The sequence below is a fragment of the Endozoicomonas atrinae genome (assembly GCF_001647025.1).
GTDB classification, from domain to species: domain Bacteria; phylum Pseudomonadota; class Gammaproteobacteria; order Pseudomonadales; family Endozoicomonadaceae; genus Endozoicomonas; species Endozoicomonas atrinae.
In genome coordinates this window covers 1-22,259 of the sequence record NZ_LUKQ02000029.1, presented here as the reverse complement: position 1 = coordinate 22,259, position 22,259 = coordinate 1, and the positions used below count along the sequence as shown (strand labels likewise).

Annotated in this window: 19 protein-coding genes and 2 pseudogenes; 8 read left to right on the top strand and 13 right to left on the bottom strand. The window is 47.2% G+C overall.

Annotation, left to right across the window (positions count from 1 at the left end):
* A complete protein-coding gene (locus AK963_RS06150; protein WP_066014580.1) occupies positions 1-1,167 on the top strand; it encodes a DUF3179 domain-containing (seleno)protein in 1,167 nt (388 codons plus the stop codon).
* Here AK963_RS06150 and AK963_RS06145 read toward each other — a convergent pair.
* The 6 genes and pseudogenes from AK963_RS06145 to AK963_RS36555 all read right to left on the bottom strand — a co-directional run bounded on the left by AK963_RS06145 (position 1,161) and on the right by AK963_RS36555 (position 6,728).
* The gene (locus AK963_RS06145; protein WP_066014579.1) at positions 1,161-1,700 is read right to left on the bottom strand and encodes a redoxin domain-containing protein; all 540 of its coding nucleotides are present in this window, start codon (positions 1,698-1,700) and stop codon (positions 1,161-1,163) included. The two genes, AK963_RS06150 and AK963_RS06145, sit on opposite strands and share 7 nt — an antisense overlap.
* Before the next feature lie 112 nt (positions 1,701-1,812).
* Positions 1,813-2,007 (bottom strand): hypothetical protein, encoded by a 195-nt coding sequence (locus AK963_RS06140; RefSeq protein ID WP_066014578.1) that lies wholly within the window; start codon positions 2,005-2,007, stop codon positions 1,813-1,815.
* Between the two features lie 84 nt (positions 2,008-2,091).
* Positions 2,092-2,442, bottom strand: a pseudogene (locus AK963_RS06135) (integrase core domain-containing protein); the annotation flags it as partial.
* Between the two features lie 389 nt (positions 2,443-2,831).
* Positions 2,832-5,993 carry a protein phosphatase 2C domain-containing protein gene (locus AK963_RS06130; RefSeq protein WP_066014576.1) on the bottom strand — a complete coding sequence of 1,054 codons (3,162 nt, stop codon included), beginning with the start codon at positions 5,991-5,993 and terminating at the stop codon, positions 2,832-2,834.
* 193 nt (positions 5,994-6,186) lie between these two features.
* Positions 6,187-6,441: a transposase gene (locus AK963_RS36560; protein ID WP_066014575.1), complete on the bottom strand. Its 255-nt coding sequence runs from the start codon at positions 6,439-6,441 to the stop codon at positions 6,187-6,189.
* Entirely contained in the window at positions 6,438-6,728 is a 291-nt protein-coding gene (locus AK963_RS36555) for a transposase (RefSeq protein WP_066014574.1), read from the bottom strand. The genes AK963_RS36560 and AK963_RS36555 overlap by 4 nt, the downstream gene beginning before the upstream one ends.
* A gap of 543 nt (positions 6,729-7,271) precedes the next feature.
* Here AK963_RS36555 and hemN point away from each other — a divergent pair.
* From hemN to AK963_RS06100, 4 genes are all read left to right on the top strand, one after another.
* Positions 7,272-8,666, top strand: a complete 1,395-nt coding sequence (gene hemN, locus AK963_RS06115) for an oxygen-independent coproporphyrinogen III oxidase (RefSeq protein ID WP_066014603.1) — start codon at positions 7,272-7,274, stop codon at positions 8,664-8,666.
* 506 nt (positions 8,667-9,172) lie between these two features.
* A complete protein-coding gene (gene fnr, locus AK963_RS06110) occupies positions 9,173-9,931 on the top strand; it encodes a fumarate/nitrate reduction transcriptional regulator Fnr (protein WP_066014573.1) in 759 nt (252 codons plus the stop codon).
* Between the two features lie 79 nt (positions 9,932-10,010).
* Positions 10,011-10,568 (top strand): adenine phosphoribosyltransferase, encoded by a 558-nt coding sequence (locus tag AK963_RS06105; RefSeq protein ID WP_066014602.1) that lies wholly within the window; start codon positions 10,011-10,013, stop codon positions 10,566-10,568.
* A gap of 147 nt (positions 10,569-10,715) precedes the next feature.
* Positions 10,716-11,255 (top strand): hypothetical protein, encoded by a 540-nt coding sequence (locus AK963_RS06100; RefSeq protein WP_066014601.1) that lies wholly within the window; start codon positions 10,716-10,718, stop codon positions 11,253-11,255.
* Between the two features lie 97 nt (positions 11,256-11,352).
* On the opposite strand, the gene AK963_RS06095 is transcribed toward AK963_RS06100, so the two are convergent.
* Complete coding sequence (locus tag AK963_RS06095) at positions 11,353-11,682, bottom strand: TraR/DksA family transcriptional regulator (protein ID WP_066014572.1); 330 nt, start codon at positions 11,680-11,682, stop codon at positions 11,353-11,355.
* Between the two features lie 351 nt (positions 11,683-12,033).
* Here AK963_RS06095 and ttcA point away from each other — a divergent pair, with 351 nt between their 5' ends.
* A complete protein-coding gene (ttcA, locus tag AK963_RS06085; protein ID WP_066014570.1) occupies positions 12,034-12,948 on the top strand; it encodes a tRNA 2-thiocytidine(32) synthetase TtcA in 915 nt (304 codons plus the stop codon).
* Between the two features lie 55 nt (positions 12,949-13,003).
* Here ttcA and AK963_RS06080 read toward each other — a convergent pair whose 3' ends face one another.
* The 3 genes from AK963_RS06080 to AK963_RS06070 all read right to left on the bottom strand — a co-directional run bounded on the left by AK963_RS06080 (position 13,004) and on the right by AK963_RS06070 (position 15,703).
* The gene (locus AK963_RS06080) at positions 13,004-13,816 is read right to left on the bottom strand and encodes a DUF547 domain-containing protein (protein WP_066014600.1); all 813 of its coding nucleotides are present in this window, start codon (positions 13,814-13,816) and stop codon (positions 13,004-13,006) included.
* A gap of 156 nt (positions 13,817-13,972) precedes the next feature.
* Positions 13,973-14,722, bottom strand: coding sequence for a DUF547 domain-containing protein (locus AK963_RS06075; RefSeq protein ID WP_083232497.1), 750 nt, complete (start codon positions 14,720-14,722; stop codon positions 13,973-13,975).
* A 162-nt stretch (positions 14,723-14,884) separates the two neighbouring features.
* Positions 14,885-15,703 carry a glucosaminidase domain-containing protein gene (locus tag AK963_RS06070; protein ID WP_083232496.1) on the bottom strand — a complete coding sequence of 273 codons (819 nt, stop codon included), beginning with the start codon at positions 15,701-15,703 and terminating at the stop codon, positions 14,885-14,887.
* 268 nt (positions 15,704-15,971) lie between these two features.
* Between AK963_RS06070 and AK963_RS06065 the strand changes: the two genes are divergently transcribed.
* Both AK963_RS06065 and AK963_RS06060 read left to right on the top strand, forming a co-directional pair.
* Positions 15,972-16,583 (top strand): Yip1 family protein, encoded by a 612-nt coding sequence (locus tag AK963_RS06065; RefSeq protein ID WP_238593653.1) that lies wholly within the window; start codon positions 15,972-15,974, stop codon positions 16,581-16,583.
* A 187-nt stretch (positions 16,584-16,770) separates the two neighbouring features.
* Positions 16,771-17,298: a SprT family zinc-dependent metalloprotease gene (locus tag AK963_RS06060; RefSeq protein WP_139117269.1), complete on the top strand. Its 528-nt coding sequence runs from the start codon at positions 16,771-16,773 to the stop codon at positions 17,296-17,298.
* Here the strand turns inward: AK963_RS06060 and recQ are convergent.
* The 3 genes and pseudogenes from recQ to AK963_RS35115 all read right to left on the bottom strand — a co-directional run.
* The gene (gene recQ, locus AK963_RS06055) at positions 17,274-19,097 is read right to left on the bottom strand and encodes a DNA helicase RecQ (RefSeq protein ID WP_066014569.1); all 1,824 of its coding nucleotides are present in this window, start codon (positions 19,095-19,097) and stop codon (positions 17,274-17,276) included. The two genes, AK963_RS06060 and recQ, sit on opposite strands and share 25 nt — an antisense overlap.
* A gap of 133 nt (positions 19,098-19,230) precedes the next feature.
* The gene (amt, locus tag AK963_RS06050) at positions 19,231-21,855 is read right to left on the bottom strand and encodes an ammonium transporter (protein WP_066014568.1); all 2,625 of its coding nucleotides are present in this window, start codon (positions 21,853-21,855) and stop codon (positions 19,231-19,233) included.
* Between the two features lie 214 nt (positions 21,856-22,069).
* Positions 22,070-22,259 (bottom strand): annotated as a pseudogene (locus AK963_RS35115) (IS630 family transposase); the annotation flags it as partial.

Here is a 22,259-nt window from a genome sequence, read left to right as displayed (position 1 = left end):
ATGAAACTTCATGAAGTTTTTGCTATCAAAGCTGGAAAGTTTATTGATAGGTTTGTGTTGATGGAACCGAGAATCTTGGAGGATGCGAGTTTTACTCCATACGATAGTAGTCACACCCATTCTGCCCCCGAAAAGGAACAAGCCCTTACAGGGTCGTATCAAGTAAAGCACCATGTCGATAATCTGAGTTTACTTCACCAGAATGAAAAGCAGCCAAATTGTGCACTCGATAATGACACGTCGTTATCAACCCGAGCAGTCAAAACCGCAACTGAGTGCAAGTGCAACGCACTGTTAAATTCGACACATTTTACCAGCGATGCATCTTTAAAATTTACCGAAACCTACCAAGGACAATTTGACAGACTTGATAGTAAGAAACTTCTAAGAAGCCAGTCCACGACAAAACAGAACACAGAGGACAAGGCAAGTTATTGGATCGATAGCGGCAAACTACATTTAACCGCAGACGGTACCGGTCACTATCAAGAACTGGCCAAAAAACATATGAACATCGATGCCAGTAAAGGTAAAGGTAACAGTGACGGATCAGTATTTACCGTGAACGAGGGCGATATCAACCCAGAAAATCTTCGTTTTGGTATTGGCAAAGAAGCATTTGAAGCACTGATCATTCCGGAATACGACAAGATTTCCTCCCATCATTTCAACGATTTTAAAGCTGATGATCACTGCCTTGCTATCCACTCCAAATCAACGCGGGCAGTAAAGGCATGGAATCTGCGATTGATGAATAAACATGAAGCAGTCAATGACACCTTCAACGGCCAGCCAATCCTTGCCACTTTTTGCCATATGGGAGGCCTGGCACAGATTTTTTCCAGAAAAATTGATCAACAAGTGTTGACGTTCGGTGTTACAGGCTATCTCTATTCCGACCAGGCTATCAATGAAGGACTGTTCGGCTTTCTCTTGTACGACAGGAACACTCAAAGCCTATGGAACCCATTTGCACTAAAGTCCGTGGGTGGTGATTTAGTCAACCAGACCATCTCCCCTCTCTCTGAGACTGACGATGATCTGGAAACTTTCGTGCTTACCTGGCAACAACTTCAGGAAAATTATCCCAACGCGATGGTGCTGCTACCAAACCAGACAGTAAAGGATACGGAAAGATCGCAATTCTCAACCCAGCCCAGTCAGTAAGGTGCAGTACCACGGATGGGATAATTATTTTCCGGGTTACGAATCCAGGACAGCCCATTGACCAGGGCTTCGAGATCAGGACGCACAAAGGGGTTATTGGAAATATCCACAACCTGAACGGTACCCTGTTCATTAATGACAAACAGGCCGGGCTCAGCAAAATTATGATCCGTTTCCTGCTCTGATCTGGGCACAGAGATATACAGCCCAAGCTCTTTCATTTGCCCTTCCGTCAACCCATAAGTCAATGGAAAGGAAACGTTCAGCTTTTCCGCATGCTCCTGCAGTTGCTCCCGACTATCACCGGAAGCGGCTACAATATCAACCTCCATATCCGCCAGCTGACTTTTGTATCCCTCAAGCTGATTCAGGTATTTGGTACACAGCGGGCAATGCTTACCACGGTAGATGATGAGCAGTTGCCATGAAACACCTTCCTTGGTCTTGCCTAAGACATGTTGCTGACCCTGCAAATCCGGCAGACTTATCGCTGGAAACGGGCTATCCGCTGCAAGCTTGTTGGTATAAAGCATGAGACTGCCTCCTGATTATGCTGCCAGACATCACTCAATCGTTTCGTTCAATTTCAACGCTATCGTTCATCAGATGGCAGCAAACATAGTATATATAATCACTACTGTCCGGTTAAACATTCTGAAGCTCCAGAAAGCCCTGAGCAATCAATGCAGGGGCTATGCTTTTCCCTGGCGTATTGCTCAATAAATCAACCAACGATCGCTTTGTCATCAGATTCAGGTCAATCTTCCGAGCTATCTGTTGAAGAGATAACCTGCCGGGATAGTTGAGCTGAACCAAACGCAGTTGCAAGTAGGCAATCATAGCTGTCAATACCTGGATTTTGACTGCATTTTCACTTCGCCCAATAAAGCGTTTGATTTTCAGATTCTGTTTAATCCATTACCGCTTGCCCTGATGGGTGCGCTCAGTATTGTAGTGGATTAACCACTCGTCCAGATCAATCTGTAATTCTTCAATGGTTCTGTACAGTTTCTTCCTAAGGGCAGGTTGATAAAACTCCTGCAAAATCGTCTTATGAAAGCGCTTGCAGATACCATTCGTTTGCGGATGCCTGGCCTTGGTTGTCGTATGCTCAATGTCGTTCACCGCTATATAAAGCTGATAATCATGCTGAGCTGCCCTGCCGCAGTATTCTATCCCGCGATCGGTCAGAATACGCAACACAGGCAGCTCCTCAGCCTCATAAAATGGTAACACCCAATCGTTGAGCAAATCGGCTGCCGTTATCGGCGTTTTAAGCCATTAACGGATGAGTACATTGCCGTCTTTCGGGAAGAGGTCTACTTTGCGTACGAAAACATTACCACTCAGCCCGCCTGTTTAGAAATTCTCTCCCCTTACACCGACAGGCTCTCGATCATTGAAGGCAAGTATCACTAGATGAAACGCATTTTTGGTTATTTTCGAAACCAAGTGTTGGCGCTTTACCGGGTCTCTGTGGGACACATGCCCCTGGGAGATCTTGAGCAGGGTCAGAGCCGGTTAGTGATCCTGGACGAGACAGCGTTAAATGCCTGTTGTTGAATGAATCCGCGCAAGGGAAAGGTCTTAAAAGCTGATCAATGTGTAAATGTTGAAACCTGTCATTGAATCGGCAGCCCCGATGCGTTTGAGCATTCTGCTAATCAGCCCCCCCCCAATGGAGCCACGACGGCCGATACGTTATCTGTTGTGTATGCAGCGAGTGATCGTTTGACTATCATGTCTGCAATGTTAATGTCTGGGGCATTCTCATTCAGCGCTTCTCGCGTTATATCAGCGATCTCTTTGGTCGTGAACACCTCTGTCACGCCATCACAGACCAGCACCAGGCAACCGGAAAAGTCGGTAAGGGGGTACCGGGCGATTTTGGCACGTGAGCACACCGCACCATTTAAATGGTGATCAGCTAAAGCCCTTGCCGGTGCAAGAATATTGTTGATCCGATAAATGCCAAGGGCATTTCCAACAAACCCGCCTCGTTTTTCTATCGATGTTTTGTAGATTTCATTCTCTGGCTTGGCATCCTCGCTTAACTGAATGACCTCCCCGTTACGGTTTACCAGAATGGCGCGGGAATCACCCAGGTTGGCAATCCAAAGTTCGTTCTTGATGATCAGGCCGATACAGGCGGTGCTACCGCCAAATACACAGTGACTGCTACGGCTGAGGTCAACGAGGGCAATTTTGATGGCATTCCATATCCTCTCATCCGTCAGGCTTTCCGCATTGTACAATTCAAGCCATTTGGTGAGGAATTTAACGATATGCTGTGCAGCATGGTCCGCGACCTCCTTCGTTCCATGTCCATCGAAAACCCCGAATATACTAATCGGCACATTTTCCCCTCCCGCCTTAATCGTGAAGTGGGTGGCAATGTGGGCATCTTCCATGGTGGGTCGCAATCCAATGGAAGAGGCAATGCTGACGCCTGGCAACGTTTCTGACATTTTGCAGGACACCGGGGGAAGTACTGGCTGCCAACTGTCTATTGCTTCCAGTGGCTCAGCACCATCAGACAGAGCAGGCGGTTCGATGCTCTCAGCCGGCTGTGCAATCATGTACTGCTCAGGCGCTGCTTGTTGGGTCTGGGGAGGTGTCGGTTCGGTCGCCGGCAGTACTGTGATTGGGACATGCAACATTTCTGGTGTTGCGTAAGACTCATAGGGAGGGAGACCAGGGTCAGCAGACAGAGCAGGCGTTTCGATGTCATCCAGCGACTGTTCAAGCACCCGTTGCACTGGCGATTCTTCTTGTTGTTCCTCTTGTAGTGTCTGGGCATTTGTCGGTTCAGGCTCCGGCACTGCGGTGATGGGGGTAGGACTCGTTTCTGACATTGTGTAATACAGAGAAGAGTGCGTTCCCCACGAATGGCCTGAAGCTAGCCATTGACCAACAAAATCACCAGACAGAGCAAGGATGCCTTCATCATCCTCTGTCGGTTGTGCAATCACGTGTTGGGTTGTTGCTTGTTGCTCTGCTGCTTCCTGTTGATCGGTCTCATCAGACTGAGAAATAATACTGATATCCTCATCTTCAGAGCTTTCAGGCTCATTTTGCTCTGCCGCTACGTGTTCTACAGCTTCTTGTGTGTGGGCAATGGCCCGTTCAGTCCCCAGCGCTGCAGTGGTTTGATCAGACAACGTTTCTGGCCTTCCATTAAACTCTCGGAGACAGTATTCCAACAAACTGTCTGATTCTTCCTGCTGATCATTCTCATCAGACTGAGAAATAATGTCGATATCCTCATCTTCCGGGTTTTCAGGCTCGTTTTGCTCTGCCGCTACTTGTTCTTCTTGTTGTGTGTGGGTAATTGAACAATCAGTCTCCCGCACTGTAGGGGTTTGGTCAGAGAACATTGCTGACATTGCATCAAACTCTCGGAGGAAGTGTTCCAACAAACTGTCTGATGCTTCTTGCTGAACAGGCTCATCAGTCAGACTAAGAATGTCGATCTCCTCATCTTCCGAGTTTTCAGTCTCCATGTCTGACATCGAGTAATACCCTGAGGAAAGTGATTCCAACGAACTGTCTGATACGCCCTCAGAGTCAGAATCATAAGACTGACTAAGCTGTTCGTCGTCATTTGACGGGGATGAAATCACGCGTTGTTCTTTCTTTTTTTGCTCTGCTTCCTGTTGTGCACGGGCATTGGCCAGTGCTTTATCCAGCTTTGCTGCGATCTTTTCAGAGGAAAACTCCAGCCTGTATTCCAGTTCCTCGATTTTCAGGTTTAACGCTACGTCGTCGGAATATTTTTTATGAATCCTGTCGCTGGCTGGAACCGCGTATCGATCAGGCCGGCCAGGGAGGTGTGGGCAATTCTCTACGGTGATGCCATTGATAACGGTGGTGTCAGCGTGGGCCATAGAAACATCGGCTGCAGGGGGTGCCTCAACCCGCTCTGCGGAGGTGCTCGGGCGGTTCATCGCTTCCCGGATGGGCTGCCCGAGGGCCGAACAGTCACCGTATTGTGTCTGCGAGGAAAAAAGACGAATGTAGCGTTGGCTGGCGCCCTCATCGAGATGAATCGATTTAAGCGGTTGCTGGCAAAGATTGTCGGTGTCATCGATTTTTGCCTGACATGTCTTATCGGTTTTCGATACGCAGGTGTAACAGAGAACATGACCACACTGGGATTCAAACGGTGGAAAGGCCAGGCTTTTGCAGTTGGGACAGGCAGGAGTGTCTGCCCCGTCAAACAGCACGGGGTATTTCCTGATATCACGCTTAGCGTCCATCATCAGGCCAAAATCAGGCATTTTACTGCCTTCATTGAGATATTCTTGACAATTTATACAGTTTGCATCGCCAGACTTGATGTTCTCCGAACACAATGCACAAACCCTGCATCCACACTCCTGCTGATAGGGGAAAACGATGTATCCTTTATGGGTGGTGCAAAAGGGCCACCGGCCAGATAGACAGGGTAAGAGTTCTGTTTTGATCTCGGGCGTTAATCCACCGACTTCCAACGGCGAATGGTTTTCGTTGTTTTTCAGATCTAAAAGTTTTCGAAGGTTGACGGTACTCGATGGGGTGGGCTGAACAAGCAGGCCTGTGATTGCACCCACCACCTCAACATGACGGTTTTGTATGGCGGCATGCAGGGCCGTGTTACCCGTTTCGCTATGGGGGTTCGACAGTATGTTTAAGCCATTGGCTGCAACGGCGCGGATCACCTGGTGGGTATCCCCTTTTGCAGCTGCATTGACCAGTTGATCGGCAAGTTGCTGGTCGCTGCTGAGAACAGGGCTGCTATTGCCTGAAGGGCTTGCGGGAAAGCCTGCTCTAGCGCTGACATCCATGTTGTTACTCTCCTCAAGATTTCATTTTACAACCCAGATAATGGACAAACGACGAGCTCTCGAACGCCTTTCCCTGGCGAGCGTGACGTAGGAGCCAATGGGGCGCTAGAAATAATGGTAACTGTCGTTTTTTAACATTAGACATGCCCTTGTACCATTGGTTCCCCGCAGTCGTGTCATATGGCAGCACTGATCAGCTGAAAAATAGCTCGATCTGCCAGCGGGATTTATACAGGGCTGCTATCTCTGCCGCTGCCCTGCTCAGGTCATTACTGATGAATGTCAGCATCTTGCGGTCTTCTTCCCGACGAATGCGAACTTGCCGAAGGTCTGTTGGGCAAGCTTTCCAGCCTTTATCTGACGAGAGGCGGATAATCTGGTCTTCCAGAATGAAATCCTCCGTGGTTTCCCGCGCTTCAATGACTTCATAGACTGCAGAGCTTTTCATTCTCTTCTCCCCACGAACCAGGTGCCCTGATTCGTCATTTCGTAGTACCAGCTGTAGTCGTCATAGGCCCGATCAAAAACGTAGGTAACACCAGGCATGATCGGTAGGTTCTGCGCGGCCTTGCAGTCATTTACTTTGGCGGTTGTAAGTTCAAAAAATGTCGGTGTATCGGCCTCAGGATCATAAACCGTGTGCAACTTGATCCTCCCTTTAGTCTTTCGGAAGTGTGCCCACTCAAACTGATTCAGGTTCAAATCAATCGTTGTGGAATCAATCAGGCGTACCATGTCGCTAGCAGCCCCACGGGCCAGGCGGTCTATGACCTTTTGCTATAGAAAAACGCTGTTATGATGCTTCATGCCTGCCCTTTGCCTGTTCCAGAAAAGCTGTCTAGACAATAGCTATTCTAACGCAAAGCAGCAGGGACAGGCTCTTTAAGCTTCTTCCCAATTTCTAACCGGACAGCAGTGATGTATAATGACTCATCAAAAATACAAATCAGACCCCCTTCAGAATAAGAATCCTACCCAGGCATTATTTGCTCGATTTATAGCCAAAGAGCAGGTATCATTGCCGCCCTCTTAAATTTCACGCCATTTGCGACACTACTCCAATAAAAACACGGAAAGACGAACCCGTAAGGCATATTGAGTTCGGTTCTTACCTATTGACATCGATCAAAGAACAGCCTTGAAAATCTTTCTACACTATCCTGACGCATCATGACGTAATACAGACTGTTTTGCCTTAAGCTTTCCGGCACCGAAAGACAGATCTGAAGGCGAAAACACTGACTGACAAGACATGAAGATTACCGTTCGAGAGCAATGATGAATAGTGCACCAGTTTGGGATAAAGACCTGATTCACCGTTACAACCACTCAGGCCCGCGTTACACCTCATATCCCACAGCGGTGCAGTTTGATAGCAGCTTTGATATTCAGAAATACCATCAAAATGCCCAGTCCAGTGCCAGCAGCATCAAGCCGCTATCACTCTACTTCCACATCCCGTTCTGCTCCCATGTCTGCTATTACTGCGCCTGTAATAAAATTGTGACCAAACACCGTGACCGCTCCAATATTTATCTGGAATACCTGTTCCGTGAAATAGAGATGCAATCGGCGCTATACAGCCATGAACAACGGGTTGAGCAACTGCACTTTGGGGGTGGTACACCCACCTTTTTGAGCAGGGAGCAGATTACAGACCTGATGGGGCATATCAGCCAGCACTTTCAGCTGACCCACAGCGATACCGCAGACTACTCCATTGAGCTGGATCCAAGGGAAGTCGACTGGCCCATGATGAGTACGCTGAGAGACCTGGGCTTTAACCGGATCAGTATGGGTGTTCAAGATCTGAACCCAATAGTGCAGAAAGCCGTCAATCGGGTACAGCCTGAAAGTATGATTCAATCGGTTCTTGATGCCTCCAGGGCAATGGCGTTCCGATCCGTACACATGGACCTGATTTATGGCCTGCCCTTCCAGACAACGAACAGCTTTATGGAAACCATTGACCGGGTGATCGATATGACCCCGGATCGGCTATCACTGTTTAATTATGCGCACTTGCCACACCGCTTTAAGCCACAGCGCAGAATTAATGATCAGGATCTGCCGGCACCTGAAATGAAGCTGGAGATTCTTCAGCAGGCCACAGAAAAACTGCTGGATCAGGGATACATCTACATCGGCATGGATCACTTTGCCCTGCCAGATGATGAACTGGCCATTGCCCAGGAAGAAGGCACTCTGCACAGAAATTTTCAGGGTTATACCACCCATAGCCACTGCGACCTGATTGGCATGGGAGTTTCTTCCATCAGCCAGGTAGGCGACACTTACATACAGAACAGTACTGATGAAGCACAGTACTACTCCATGATCAATGAGAAACAGCTGCCGATGGTACGCGGACTGAAGATGACGGATGACGATAAGGTTCGTCAGGCAGTGATTACCCAGCTGATCTGCCACTTCAAACTAAGGTTAAGCGATATTGAAGAACAGTTTGGCATTCAATTCAGAGATTACTTCCGTGATGAGCTTGCCAGACTTGAGCCGATGATGGCAGACGGCCTTGTCAGCCTGAGTAGCGATGACTTACTGGAAGTACTGCCCAAGGGAAAACTGCTGATCCGTAACATCTGCATGCAGTTTGACCACTACCTCAATCAACCCGAGATGAAAGAAAAGCCTCTGTACTCCAAGGTCATTTGATACATAAAGGGTTCCATAGTTGTAACAAAACTTCGGAACCCTTTTCCAGCCACACAAAGCAACCACTGAAACAATTCTGCAAAGAGTTGCCCCCCCCCCACTCACCTACCACTTATCAGAAAAAAACCGAAACTGACTACTATTTGTCACCACTCTCACATTGATTTACTTGAAACATAAGTGCAAAATCTGCCAAGTCAGTCAAATATCATGAACGAAAATTCAATCCTGTGACACAAGACAACGTCAGATTGATTTTCCAGGGATAAAGACATACAACCACCAGGAGCAATGACCGGTACTATTATCAGGGTCAGCCCTGAGCTGGATAGACGACACAGCAGATGAAAGCTCATCGGAACATCCGCAGATTATGACGCCCTGCTGAAGCAGCACTAAACCCCTACTTTAGGTCTGCCCAGTTGCGTATATACCTGATTTACAGTCCGGTAACACTTTCCATAAAATGGTGTCGAATTTCGCAAATACGACTTTGAGGCCTCTCAATGACGTCAAAGCCCAACGTCCGACAGCCGAGCCATGTGGCCTGCAGAGACTGCAGCCTCAGCTCATTGTGCCTGCCACTGGCACTAAGCATTAAGGATATTGATCAGCTGGATCACATCATCAAGCGTGGGCGTCCTTTGAAAAAAGGCGAACACCTGTTTCTGGAAGGCGACCCCTTCACCAGTGTTTTTGCTGTTCGCTCAGGGGCTATTAAAACCTACACGGCTACCAATGAAGGTGAGGAACAAATCACCGGATTTTACCTGCCCAGCGAAATTCTTGGCCTGAGCGGCATGGATACCGACACCTATCCGGTTTCAGCCCAGGCAATGGAAACCACCATGATCTGCGAGATTCCTTTCGAACAACTGGAAACCCTTTCAGATCAGTTTCCAGAACTTCGTCGGCATCTGATGCGCCTGATGAGCAAACGTATCCGTGAAGACCAGCAAATGATGATGCTGCTCTCCAAGAAAAACGCAGACGAGCGTATTGCCACGTTTCTGATCAATCTGGCTAGCCGTTTTCGTCGTCGTGGTTTTTCTTCCCAGTCGTTCCGACTCTCCATGTCGAGAAATGAAATGGGAAACTACCTGGGACTGGCTGTAGAAACGGTGAGTCGAGTATTCACCCGCTTCCAGAAGAATGGCCTAATCTCAGCCGTGGGTAAGGAAATCGAAATTCGCAACTCTGTTGAGCTCTGCGCACTGGCCGGCGGAAAAACGCTGGAGCCAAACCAGATTGCCACCAGCGCCTGACTTTATTCCCTAAAGAAGCTACCCTTTGAGGTGGCTTTTTCCTTTTATCCCATTGACTGATAGCGGCATGCTCTCTCCCATGCATACAAACGAAAGCTTATCCGTTCAGGAATATCTGCAATCCCAAATCAGAACCATACCGGACTGGCCTCATGAAGGCATCCTGTTCAGGGATATCACCACGCTGTTTGAAAACCCGGAAGCATGGCGCAAGACCGTCGATGTCTTGGTTCAGCGTTATGAGAACCAGACTTTTGATCGCATTGGTGCTCTGGATGCCCGCGGTTTCCTGCTTGGCTCAACACTGGCCTATATTCTGAACAAGCCACTGGTACTGTTCCGCAAGAAAGGTAAACTACCTGGAAAAACCATCTGCGTAGAGTATGACCTTGAGTATGGAAAAGCAGTGCTGGAAATGCATGAAGACACAATCAATGCCGGTGAAAAAATCCTGTTGATGGATGACCTTATCGCCACAGGAGGCACACTGCTGGCAGCTGATCAGCTGGTCCGTAAAGCCGGAGCCAGCACTCTGGAAGCCGCTGCCATCATTAATCTGCCCGATCTCAAGGGTGCCGACAAGCTGAACGCAGCAGGCATTCCAACCTATACCCTGTGCAATTTTGAAGGCGAATAGGCTTATCATCAGTTCAGAATTTCAGGGATGATACGATATCTCTCATAGAGCCGATGCCTATTTTCCAGAGTCGGCTCCATGATCCTGTCCGGCAGGCTCAGAAGCCCTCAGCCGGAAGATACTTCCCCAGAAAAAAGGACTTTTCATATGGGAATCTGTGCCAAGGAACTGAGGCACTATGTTGTTCGCCCAGCACTCAAGCATCTGGGCATGTGGAGCCCTACTGCTGAAAACCTGCTCCTTGGTACCGCTGCAAGAGAGTCTGGACTCGGCTTTCACCTGAAACTTGCCAATCATCAAGCCCTTGGTATTTATCAAATATCACCACGTATGCACAGAAAAATCTGGGATCTGTTTCTTGCCCCAAACCCCGATCTCTCGAGCAAGGTTCGTGGACTGGCCAGCCAGCGAGAGTTTCTTTCCCACCCCCATCATGAACTTGCCACCAACCTGGTTTACGCTACGGCCATCGCATGGCTTATCTATCATCGATCCGGCATAAAGATAGAGAAAATCGACCAGGACGATATCACCGCTATGGGCAAGTTATGGCAAAAGCAATTCCACAGCAGAAACCCGGGAACTATCCAGAGTTTCTGTGAAAGTTACCAAAAGATGATTATTGAATCAGGCAACTCCACCGAAGAGTCAAAATACTTTAACCAGGCTGCAGCCAAGCCCGCCTGATATTGTGCTTCAGCCAGATGGATAAACCAACCAGGTCACGAAACACACCAGTAAAGACAAGCCGCCCCTTAGCATGCTTCGTGATCCCGCATACACGCTATAACCCCCTGGCTTCTGCACATTTAACACAGAGGTCAGCATAAGGCATAACCTCCAGGCGCTGAACGGGAATCTCCTTACCACAGGATAAGCAAAATCCATAATCCCCTTCAGTCATCCGATCAAGAGCCCGGTTAATTTTGCCGAGTTCAATTACCGCCTCATTCCCAAGCGCATCAATAACTTCATCATTTTCCCGCTCCTGAGCCTGCTCAGACCAGTCTGCACTGTTTTTACGGGAAGCATCTTTTTTTATTTTACCCAGGCGCGTATTCAGCTCATCCCTGCGAGCCAGCAACCATTTCTGCAATTTATCATGATCTGTCATTTTGCTACCCCTGCACAAAAATACTGGAGAACCCTGCTTTTATTCTATAAAGAATGGTTTTGTAAAAAGATCACTCTTTACCATAACACAACACTGAAAAACCGTATCCCAGTTCGCAAAAAGCGGAAAAAATATTAATGACAACCTACGGGGGACTGATTATTTTCAGAAATCCTGAATTCAAATAGTAGATCATTGATACCGTCAGCGTAATATTCTCTATCAATAAAATACATCTTTTCTGCCCAGTGGTCTTTTGCCACTACAGGCTTTCCGTTAAACACTGACTTGGTTGAATGGTAACCGGCAGATATAATCAGCCGATTTACACTGACAGCTAGCACAGGCCCTATGACAACCACCAACCTGACTGGTTCTGAAAAATACAGTTTCAATAAACTCCAGAAAAAACTCAGACGTCTGACCGGAAGAGCCATCGAAGACTTTAATATGATCGAAAATGGCGACCGGGTTATGGTTTGCCTGTCGGGCGGTAAAGACAGCTATACCATGCTGCATATCCTCATGAGCCTTCAGAAAAGCGCCCCAATCCATTTTGAGCTTATTGCTGTTAACCTGGATCAGAAACAGCCTGGTTTTCCAGAGCATATCCTGCCTGACTATCTTGACGGGCTAGGCGTACCGTATCACATCATCAACCGGGACACTTATTCCGTCGTCAAAGAAAAAGTACCTGAGGGTAAAACAACCTGCGGTCTTTGCTCACGCCTGAGAAGGGGCACCCTGTATGCTTTTGCAGAAGATATTGGTGCAACAAAGATAGCCCTTGGACACCACAAGGATGACATCGTAGAAACCATGTTCCTGAATATGTTCTATGGTTCAAGATTGTCCGCCATGCCACCGAAGCTGCGCTCTGACGACGGTCGCAACATCGTGATTCGCCCTCTGGCATATTGCCGGGAAAAAGACATAACCCGCTTCTCAGAGCAACTGGAGTTCCCAATCATCCCCTGTAACCTATGCGGCTCCCAGGAAAACCTGCAACGACAGAACATCAAGGCCATGCTGTCTGAATGGGAAAGAAAGCACCCAAGCCGTATTGAGTCCATTTTTACGGCAATGCAAAATATTGCGCCTTCACAAATGGCGGATACAGAACTGTTTGATTTCAAAAACCTGGAGCTTGACCGCAGTGGCGAGCGAAAGGATTATGAGCATGCCGATAATCAAACCATCTTCTCAGGTAATATCAACATTCTTGAGAAGGACAACGGAGTTCAGGTCATCAATTTCAAGCCTTGATTATCTTAAAAGGCTGTCTCAAGGCAGCCTTTTTCAGCTTCATTCAGCACTTTTATTACGGCCTGTATTCATTCAGTTTCCAATTATAGCGGTAACTGATCCGACCTCTATAGTTCTCTAATTTGCTCTTTAACTCACCACTGGCATATGACTTTATCTCTTTCAAAACACCATCTTCATTAATAAAATCATCTTCATACCAATCAAAAATGCTGGAAAGCACAAGACGGCCACTTACAAAAGCAGCCCCTTTTTTCTGATTAATAAACCACCTGGCAGCCGCTTCCAACTGATCGTCAATCTTTCTCCCTTGATACACATCGGGTAATAAATCAGGGCATCCTATGCTGGCGCAGTTTAATGCATAGTGAATCCGGGGATTATTCCAGATGGGCCGGATAATCCGGTGTTCAATATCATGCAGGGAGATATTTTGACCAGCAATCTTTATAAGCTCATCCTTCCACGGCCCCATTCGAAACCACCCTTTTCCCAGTTTGGTAATGGACTTTACCGGGTAGTAATCAAGAATCAGATTAACGGTTAGTGCATTATAAAGGTTAATCCAATAGGCGAGCTGCTCACTGCGATTAAGCTTCCTTGGGTCCTGTTTCGCCAAACCTTCGAGATAAGCACCTAACCTTTCCTTATCCTCTTTATTAACCCGACCATACTCAACCATGTACATTTTGGTTGATTCAGAGAGCTTTACGTAGCGACTAAGAAATCTCTGCCATTCAGAGTGTTCAACAACCCTCTCACTGTTGTTGTCAACTTTATCCCAATATGGCCAGCGATCCGGGGATGGAACTGCCTGCACAGCAATACTGAAAAACAGGAGCAAAGCTGAAATGAAGTATCTAGCCATAAATGGCTCCTTCTTATCGTTATTCAGGAGCCATCCATTAATAATACTTTGGGAGCTTCCCGGATTGTCTCTCATTCTGGCCAGTTAAGTCCGACAGCCCCTTGGGCCATGCCCCCTACAGGGCTGATTAAGAAAATTGATCGGCAGCAAAGCAGACTACTTCAGTTCATTCAACCCCCATTCATACTGGTACTGAATGACACCAGTATATTTTTTGAGCCGCCGGGCATTTCCCTGAGAAGAAAACCTGAGCAAATGTAAAACAACCCCCTCCTGATCTACAAAATCCTTTTCATACCATTCATATATACGAGAGAGAGTCAGCCTTTCATCCACCCAGCTCATACCTTTTTCCTGTCGGATAAATCGCCTGGCTAGATCATCCAGCATTTGATCTGTATTTGCCGCCGTAAAGACCATTGCGGATAAATCCGGGCAACCAATGCTGGCACAGTTAACGGCATAATGAATACGGCTATCTTCCCATAGCGGCCTGAGAATCCTGTGCTCAATATCATTTAACGTCAGCCTTTGACCCGCCACTCGAGTAATATCCATATCCCATGGACCAAAGCGATACCATGGGCCAATTTTGGTAATGGATTTAACCGGGTAGTGCTCGAGAACCAGATCAACTGTTAAAGCGTTATAGAAGTTGATCCAATAAGCTTTCTGCTCTGCCTTAGAATAAGTCCTTGGGTCAAGAGAGGACATTTCCATGATGTATTTATCAAGCTTATCCCTATCTTCCTGGCTGACATCCTTATATCGAAAGCGGTTCCCATCTGGACGAAGTACCAGGTATGTATCCAGTACCTCCTGCCAGAGCCGGTGATTGATCACAACGGAAGAGTCAGAATTACTGATATCCCAATATGCCCAGTATTTGCTGGCAGGTGCTGCCATCGTCAAGCCTGGAAGGATGAATAAAAGGCTAAAAAGAGTAAATATCCTTACTTGCCTCCATTGATCTACAAAGCAAAAACGAAGGGCAGCAGAATGGGTAAAAGATATGGTCACGGGAATTCCTTCTCCCTGGCAATTATTTATTCAAATACAGTTCACATACTAACCTTTGTCATTTAAATCATACTGCAGCAATTTATTACTGTTGATCATGGAAAGCAGCTCCTCAACATATTCTACACCCCGGATGGAATATGCCTGCAAACCATGAGCGAGATCTGCTCCTGTAACAGGTTCCTTACTAACTCTTCTCTGCTCTCGCAGCTGCCTCAAAGTCTTATATTGATGATTAGTATTCAGATTATGCATGTAAGCACTGACTGAAGCGGCAACATCCTCAAACTTCTGAACTTCGTAGGTTTCACCTTGCGGGCGAGCCCCCGGTACAATTCCACACCCTGGGCTAAAACACCACTGACCAAAGAAGTTATTACCTTGCCGGGCAAACCTTGATGTCCCCCATGCCGTTTCATTAGCCGACTGAGCCAGAGCAAGCGACGCAGGAATCATATCAACACGGGTCAGTAACTCCCCAAAAAATATTTCATCGAAGGCTGAAACATCTCGCATACGATACTTTCTGCCCATATCAGAAAGCCATGACTGATCATTCTCCGTTAGCTCTGACTGGGAAGATAAAGCAATGACTCTCTGACGATTTTGTAGAATCGTGTCATTTTCTTTTTGGACCATCGGCAATAAGAAACCAAAGAAAGCACTTTTCTTAGCCTTAACATCAACCATGCTGCTAAAATCCGGCACTGTCCCAACAGGCAACTCTTCCGCCTCTTCAACCACAACAGCTACCGGCAATTCAGGCTCTACTGCTTTTTCCCCCACAAGATGCCAATGAATCCCCCCAGACAGCACCAGCAGCGCCAGTAATACACCCAGCATTATTTTATCAATCTTATTGAGCATGAATTCCTCAGTAAAACATCTCGATGAATAACAGGATATAGGCTTATAGCCAGAAAAGGCAGAAAAATCACTAAAAAACGCCCGATTTCTTTACAATCAAGGCAAAATATGACAACACTTAATATGCGGCTTAACGCGGTTCTGCAGTGGCAAATCCCTGCAGAGAGCCAATAATAATAACAAAGGTTAACCGCCGGTCAGTATCAGTATCCACCACTTCAGTGGAAGAAGCGGCCTGGTACCCTGCCGAATAAACGGAGGCACTGTTATGATCCTAAGCCATTTCTGGGGCTTGCTCACTGAGCCTGACAACGAATGGATCAGCATTCGGAAGAATCCGCCCGGACTGATCCAACTTTACCTTGGTCAAATCATCTGGCTGGCAGCCTTACCTGCCATCTGCACTTACATTGGTACGACAATGGTTGGCTGGAGTCTTCCTGGGAGCACCAATGTTGTTAGACTCACACCTGAAAGCGCTCTGTGGATGTCCATCCTCGCCTGGATGGCCATGGTATGCGGGGTCGCAGTCATGAGCTGGTTTATCCACTGGATGAGCAGCAACTTCAACAGCGACCCCTCACTAACAGATTGCACTGCATTTACCTGCTATACCGCCTACCCTCTCTTTCTGACTGGTATCTGTGGCCTCTACCCATCACTCTGGCTGGCAATTATTGCCGGTACCGTCGCCGTATCCGCCACAGCCTACCTTCTATACAGTGGTCTACATATTTTTATGAAGATTCCTCAAGAGCAGGGCTTTATCTATGCCAGCTCGGTACTCTGTATTGGTCTGGTAGTTCTGGTGTCCATTATGATCACTACCGTTATTTTCTGGGGTATGGGAGTTGGACCTGAGTACGTACAAGTTTATTAATCAGGGTTGTTATTGATATGGCTGTATCTGCAACAGCCATATCTCTTTCCACGTTACTAATCACGCCATTCCCCACTAAACACAAGATCTCAGCAGTTGGTTTATATAAACTCACGTGAAATCTGTCAGCCTGATATTTTCCAGAAAAGCGTAATCCGCTATGCTTTGATTCTATTTTTGTCTTACAGTGACTAGTCTTTTGATTTCAGACCTTCATCAATTACAAGAAAGGATTGTTGAGCTATACAGGCAAGCGGAAAGTTTCTTTAATAAGTCATTCCAAAGGCCCTATATTCGCTTGGATCTGAAAGGCGAAACGGCCGGACAGGCCTGGATCGAGAAACGGCAACTCCGCTTTAACCAAGTACTTTTGAAAGAGAACCGGGAACACTTCATCAAACAGACCGTAGCTCATGAAGTAGCGCACTTACTCGCTTATGATATCTATGGGCCAAGAATCCGTGCTCATGGCCGGGAATGGCAGTCCATAATGACGCATGTATTTCAACTGCCTGCCGACCGCTGCCACAGCTATGATACAAAACGAAGCAGTCGCAGAAACTGGCTCTACCAATGCCTCTGTGAAGGAAAAACCATTGCCCTTGGAACAACCCGCCATAACCGATCACAAAAAGGGACCATTTACCTCTGCACTACCTGTAAGGCCCCTTTGAAATACCTGGGCAGGGCTCAAGCTGATTCAGAAGAAGCGTAATCAGCCAGAGCTTTTAATAACGCATCCCCGTACTTTTCCAACTTATACTGACCAATTCCTGAAATTTGTGATAATTCTAACTGTGTACGGGGGCGGTATTTCACCAGTTCCATTAGCGTTTTATCATTCACGATGACATACGCGGGTACATTCTGCTCTTCGGCAAGATTTCGCCGCAATTGCCTGAGTCGCTCCCAGAGCACCTGATCATGCTCTTCAACAACAACACGCCCAACCTCCCGGTACTCCTTCTCATACTTACGGGAGGGCTCATAGCGGTCACGACGTAACTGAATAGGCTCATCACCTTTTAGCAGTGGCCGGCAACATTCATTCAATTTCAGAGCCCCATGACTATCATGATCAACACTCACATAACCTCTGGCCACCAGCTGGCGATAGACCGACCGCCAGTTGCTTTGATCCAACTCAGTTCCAATACCAAAGGTACTAAGTCGATCATGACCAAAGCGGCGGGTTTTATCGGTACTTTTCCCCAGCAGAACATCCACAAGATGAGCCACCCCGAAGCTTTGCCCACTCCGGTAAATACAGGACAACGCCTTTCGGGCAACTTCGGTTCCATCCCATATTTCCGGCGGCTCCAGGCAAAGGTCACAGTAGCCACAGGGCTTATCTAATGGTTCATCAAAGTAATTCAGCAGTACCTGACGTCGGCACCCGGTTACTTCACAAAGTGCCAGCATGGTTTCCAGTTTCTGGCGTTCTATCTGCTGAACCTGCTGACTGGCAATGGAGCGAGCCTGAAGTTGTTTAAGAAGTACCACATCCTGTAGCCCATAAACCATCCAGGCTGTAGCCGGCAGACCATCCCGCCCAGCACGCCCAGTCTCCTGGTAATAGGCTTCAATACTTCTTGGTAGGTCAAGGTGAGCTACAAACCGGACATCCGGTTTATCTATCCCCATACCAAAGGCAATAGTCGCTACAATAATGATACCTTCTTCTGCAATGAACCGATGCTGGTTAGCACGCCGTTCTTCTGGCGACAGCCCTGCATGGTAAGGCAACGCTTTTCGACCTGCTTGAGTCAACCACTCTGCAGTCTGTTCAACCTTCTTACGGGAAAGGCAATAAACGATGCCAGAATCTTCAGGATGTTCTTTATTTAGAAAGTTCAGTAACTGCTGCTTGCCCTGTTTTTTCTGACTGATGCGGTAAAAAATATTGGGCCGGTTAAAACTGTCAGTAAAGACTCGGGCTGACTCAAGCCCCAGTCGCTCTCGGATTTCCTGACGGGTTCTTAAATCAGCCGTAGCTGTCAGGGCTATTCTGGGAACTCCCGGGAAACGGGTTTGAAGACAGGAGAGTTGAAGGTACTCTGGACGAAAATCATGCCCCCACTGGGAGACACAGTGCGCTTCATCAATAGCAAACAAAGCCACCTGAATCTGGTCTAGCAGCCGCTGCATCGACTCAGTGAGGAGCCTCTCAGGAGCCACATACAATAAATCAAGATCACCGATGAGAAGTTCCCGCTCAACCTGAAGCCGATCTTCCGGCATCATGGCGGAGTGCAGGCAGTCAGCACGAATGCCCAACTCCCGAAGACTGTTAATCTGGTCATCCATTAACGCGATCAGGGGGGAAACGACAACTGCCGTACCACCTCTGATCAAAGCGGGAATCTGGTAACAGAGTGATTTTCCTCCCCCTGTAGGCATCAATACCAGAGCATCACGACCAGCAATGACTTCATTAATCACTTCTTGCTGGAATCCCCGAAAGGACTGGTAACCAAACGTATTTTTTAAAATATCCAGAGCAGGATCAGACATTGAGAAACAAATACATAAAATGGAAAATAAGTCTCAGTTTTGCTCCTGGAACCACGGGAGAATTCCATGCAAAGTTAAGAAAAGCATTCAGTATAAGGAGTCACTCTTAAGATTTCACCCAGTGACAGCACCATTATTTATTTTCAGGAACAGTACTGAAAAACTGAAGGAGTGCAGACCGAAGTTGCTCCAATGTGACAGGCTTGGTGAGATACCAATCCATGCCAGCAGAAAGTCCTTTCTCTTCATGATCTTTCATGGCATGCGCACTTAACCCGATAATCAAAGGCTGAAGCTTATGATGCCCCTGTTCACGAATCAATCTGGTGGCCGTCAAGCCATCCATTTCGGGCATTTCACAATCCATCAGGATTAATTGAGGAGTATGCCCTTTACAGTAATCCACCACCTGCCTGCCATTTTCCAGGATATGCCCTGTAATACCCAACTTTTCCAGGTACTTTCGGATCACCATCTGGTTAACCCGGTTATCCTCTGCCACCAGAACATCACTACAGACGGTATTGATCCATCGATCAGTATTGCCCCACTCTCTGGTAACCGCATTTTCTTTACAACTAATGCCAGTCTCCTCAACAGAGAGGGTTTCAGCTACCCGTGTAGGTTGAGCAGCTCGTGTAGACATCCTGACAGGAATTGACAGCTCAAAACAGCTTCCTTTTCCGACTTCACTACTAACCTTAATTGTTCCCTCCATCATTTCAACCAGCTGCCGGGTTATGGAGAGCCCAAGACCTGTTCCCCCATATTGACGGGCAGTGGAATTATCGGCCTGCTGAAAAGCAGTAAATACTCGTTCACACTGCTCTTCAGTCATGCCAACACCTGTATCTGTAATCGAGAGAATCAGTCTATTCACCTCATCATCTGCAACAATATCTGCCTTGAGGCTAACACTGCCGCTTTCAGTGAATTTCAGTGAATTGCTTAGCAAATTAATAACTATCTGCCGTATGCGAGTTGGATCACCGTGTATTGATGAGCAAACCTCAGGGCTAACCTTGGAGAACAGGTGAATATGCTTTTCTTCCGCCTGAACCCTGAAAATATCAAGACACTCCTGAAGCAACTGACGAATATCAAACTCGATAACTTCAAGGCTCAGCTCTCCCGCCTCAATTTTTGAATAGTCCAGAATATCATTAATGATATGAATCAACCCTCTGGCCGAGGAGTGGATAGTTTGAATATAGCTTTGCTGTTTGTCTGACATATCTTCCAACAACAAAATCTCCGCCATACCGATAACACCATTAATAGGTGTGCGTATCTCATGGCTCATATTGGCCAGAAAAGCACTTTTATACTCACTTGCCTGCTCCGCTTTATGGCAGGCCTCATCCAGAGCAACCCTTGTCTGCTCAAGCTCTGCAATACTGGCATGAAGGGCTTTCTGCGCAGTATTAAAGCTTTGAGTGACCCGGTTATACTGAAATGCCACCTGACCGATCTCCGTATACGGTTCAATACGAACCTCTTGAGAAAAGTCACCACTGTCCTGATGGCTTTTCATATCCTGAAGCAGGTCAAACAGCTCGGTTCTGGCTCCATGTTCAGCCATATTAAGGCCTACTTTTTCATCATGTTCACTAACCCGCAGCGGCAACAGACGGTTGTAGAACTTCAATAAAAACCACCCGACAGCCACCACCCACACAGCAATCACTCCAGCCCCCTGAAGCTGCACCAGGAACCATTGCCATCGGTTAAGAGAGTCTGGGAGGGCACTGGCATCGGCAAACAGGGCTACCGCCAAGGCCCCCCAGATACCACCAACGAAATGCACAGGTATTGCATGTACCGGGTCATCAATTTTCAAACAGAAAAGCAACCTGCTGGCATAAAATGAAAATATGCCACCTCCAAAACCAACCAGTACTGCTGACGTTGTTGAGTAAATATTACAGCCCGCTGTTACCCCTACAAGGCCTGCAATAATGCCATTGGCAATCATCAGGATATCCAGTTTGTCTCCTCTGAAAAGCTCCACAAGGAGCACACCAAAACCTCCCGCTGCTCCGGCAAGTGCTGTATTTAACAAAACCATTGGCAGCTCACCAGGATCGCTCAGTACCACGCTGCCACCATTAAACCCGAACCAGCCTAGCCACAAAAATAGGTACCCGAGTACCGTCATCACCATATTGTGGCCTGTATAGCCCATTGATAGCCGCTCATAAAATCCTATTCGCGGGCCAATCACCAGAACCGATGCCAGTGCTACGCCTCCTCCGGTTATATGCACAACGGAAGAGCCGGCAAAGTCATAAAATCCAGCCTTTTCCAACCAGCCTTCGGGCTGGCCTGTATACCCTCCTGCCCAGACCCAGTGCCCAACTATCGGATATATAAACAGGATCATTACCAGGATAATTACCAGGTACCCCTTAAGGGAGCACCTTTCTGCCACGCTGCCAGAAACTATCGTCACAGCTGTGGCGGCAAACATCGATTGAAAAAGAAAAAACAGGGGGAGAAACAAATCATTAGCGGTGTTGTAAAACGGCACAAAGCTGCCAATTAGCCCATAATATGAATCCCCATACATCATCGAATAACCAAGCATCCAGAACAGTAAAATCACCAGCATAAGATCCATAAGATTTTTTGCGGCGACATTAATACTGTTCTTTGATCGGACGATCCCGCTTTCCAGACACAGAAAACCCACCTGCATCAGCATCAATAATCCAAGAGAAACAAACAGAACAATAAAAGAAATAGCTTCTGAAGCCATGGATACATCCCTGCCTTACACCTGGCATTACCCTTTTGATATTGTTATTTCTAATTTCCTGAGTATAGATAAGTGACTCTGAGGCCTTTCCGGAAAGTCAAAATACAGCCCAAGACTCCGCTAACTGATGTAGCCAGGAGCCTCATGACGTTAGACATGACGTAATTTTGTCAAACATGTGCCAATTTGAATTAATACCAATTGAATTTTCTAACTACTGTATAACTGCCCAATCACGGGAGCACAGACTGAACAGTCGACCAGCTTCGCTGCAAAGGTTATTCCAAGCTTCACAGCAACAATCTACAATATTTTCATAACCTGAAAATGCTTTGTTTGATAAGTCATGCTCCCGCATCCACTCCCATAGCCTTTCTGAGCTGTTTAACTCCGGTGCGAATGGT

What these genes read in the sequence shown, in the direction of transcription:
- AK963_RS06150 (WP_066014580.1), top strand. Translation starts at nt 1, where the DNA reads ATGAAACTTCATGAAGTTTTTGCTATCAAAGCTGGAAAGTTTATTGAT.
- AK963_RS06145 (WP_066014579.1), bottom strand. Translation starts at nt 1,700, where the DNA reads ATGCTTTATACCAACAAGCTTGCAGCGGATAGCCCGTTTCCAGCGATA.
- AK963_RS06140 (WP_066014578.1), bottom strand. Translation starts at nt 2,007, where the DNA reads ATGATTGCCTACTTGCAACTGCGTTTGGTTCAGCTCAACTATCCCGGC.
- AK963_RS06130 (WP_066014576.1), bottom strand. Translation starts at nt 5,993, where the DNA reads ATGGATGTCAGCGCTAGAGCAGGCTTTCCCGCAAGCCCTTCAGGCAAT.
- AK963_RS36560 (WP_066014575.1), bottom strand. Translation starts at nt 6,441, where the DNA reads ATGAAAAGCTCTGCAGTCTATGAAGTCATTGAAGCGCGGGAAACCACG.
- AK963_RS36555 (WP_066014574.1), bottom strand. Translation starts at nt 6,728, where the DNA reads ATGGTACGCCTGATTGATTCCACAACGATTGATTTGAACCTGAATCAG.
- hemN (WP_066014603.1), top strand. Translation starts at nt 7,272, where the DNA reads ATGAATAGTGCACCAGTTTGGGATAAAGACCTGATTCACCGTTACAAC.
- fnr (WP_066014573.1), top strand. Translation starts at nt 9,173, where the DNA reads ATGACGTCAAAGCCCAACGTCCGACAGCCGAGCCATGTGGCCTGCAGA.
- AK963_RS06105 (WP_066014602.1), top strand. Translation starts at nt 10,011, where the DNA reads ATGCATACAAACGAAAGCTTATCCGTTCAGGAATATCTGCAATCCCAA.
- AK963_RS06100 (WP_066014601.1), top strand. Translation starts at nt 10,716, where the DNA reads ATGGGAATCTGTGCCAAGGAACTGAGGCACTATGTTGTTCGCCCAGCA.
- AK963_RS06095 (WP_066014572.1), bottom strand. Translation starts at nt 11,682, where the DNA reads ATGACAGATCATGATAAATTGCAGAAATGGTTGCTGGCTCGCAGGGAT.
- ttcA (WP_066014570.1), top strand. Translation starts at nt 12,034, where the DNA reads ATGACAACCACCAACCTGACTGGTTCTGAAAAATACAGTTTCAATAAA.
- AK963_RS06080 (WP_066014600.1), bottom strand. Translation starts at nt 13,816, where the DNA reads ATGGCTAGATACTTCATTTCAGCTTTGCTCCTGTTTTTCAGTATTGCT.
- AK963_RS06075 (WP_083232497.1), bottom strand. Translation starts at nt 14,722, where the DNA reads ATGGCAGCACCTGCCAGCAAATACTGGGCATATTGGGATATCAGTAAT.
- AK963_RS06070 (WP_083232496.1), bottom strand. Translation starts at nt 15,703, where the DNA reads ATGCTCAATAAGATTGATAAAATAATGCTGGGTGTATTACTGGCGCTG.
- AK963_RS06065 (WP_238593653.1), top strand. Translation starts at nt 15,972, where the DNA reads ATGATCCTAAGCCATTTCTGGGGCTTGCTCACTGAGCCTGACAACGAA.
- recQ (WP_066014569.1), bottom strand. Translation starts at nt 19,097, where the DNA reads ATGTCTGATCCTGCTCTGGATATTTTAAAAAATACGTTTGGTTACCAG.
- amt (WP_066014568.1), bottom strand. Translation starts at nt 21,855, where the DNA reads ATGGCTTCAGAAGCTATTTCTTTTATTGTTCTGTTTGTTTCTCTTGGA.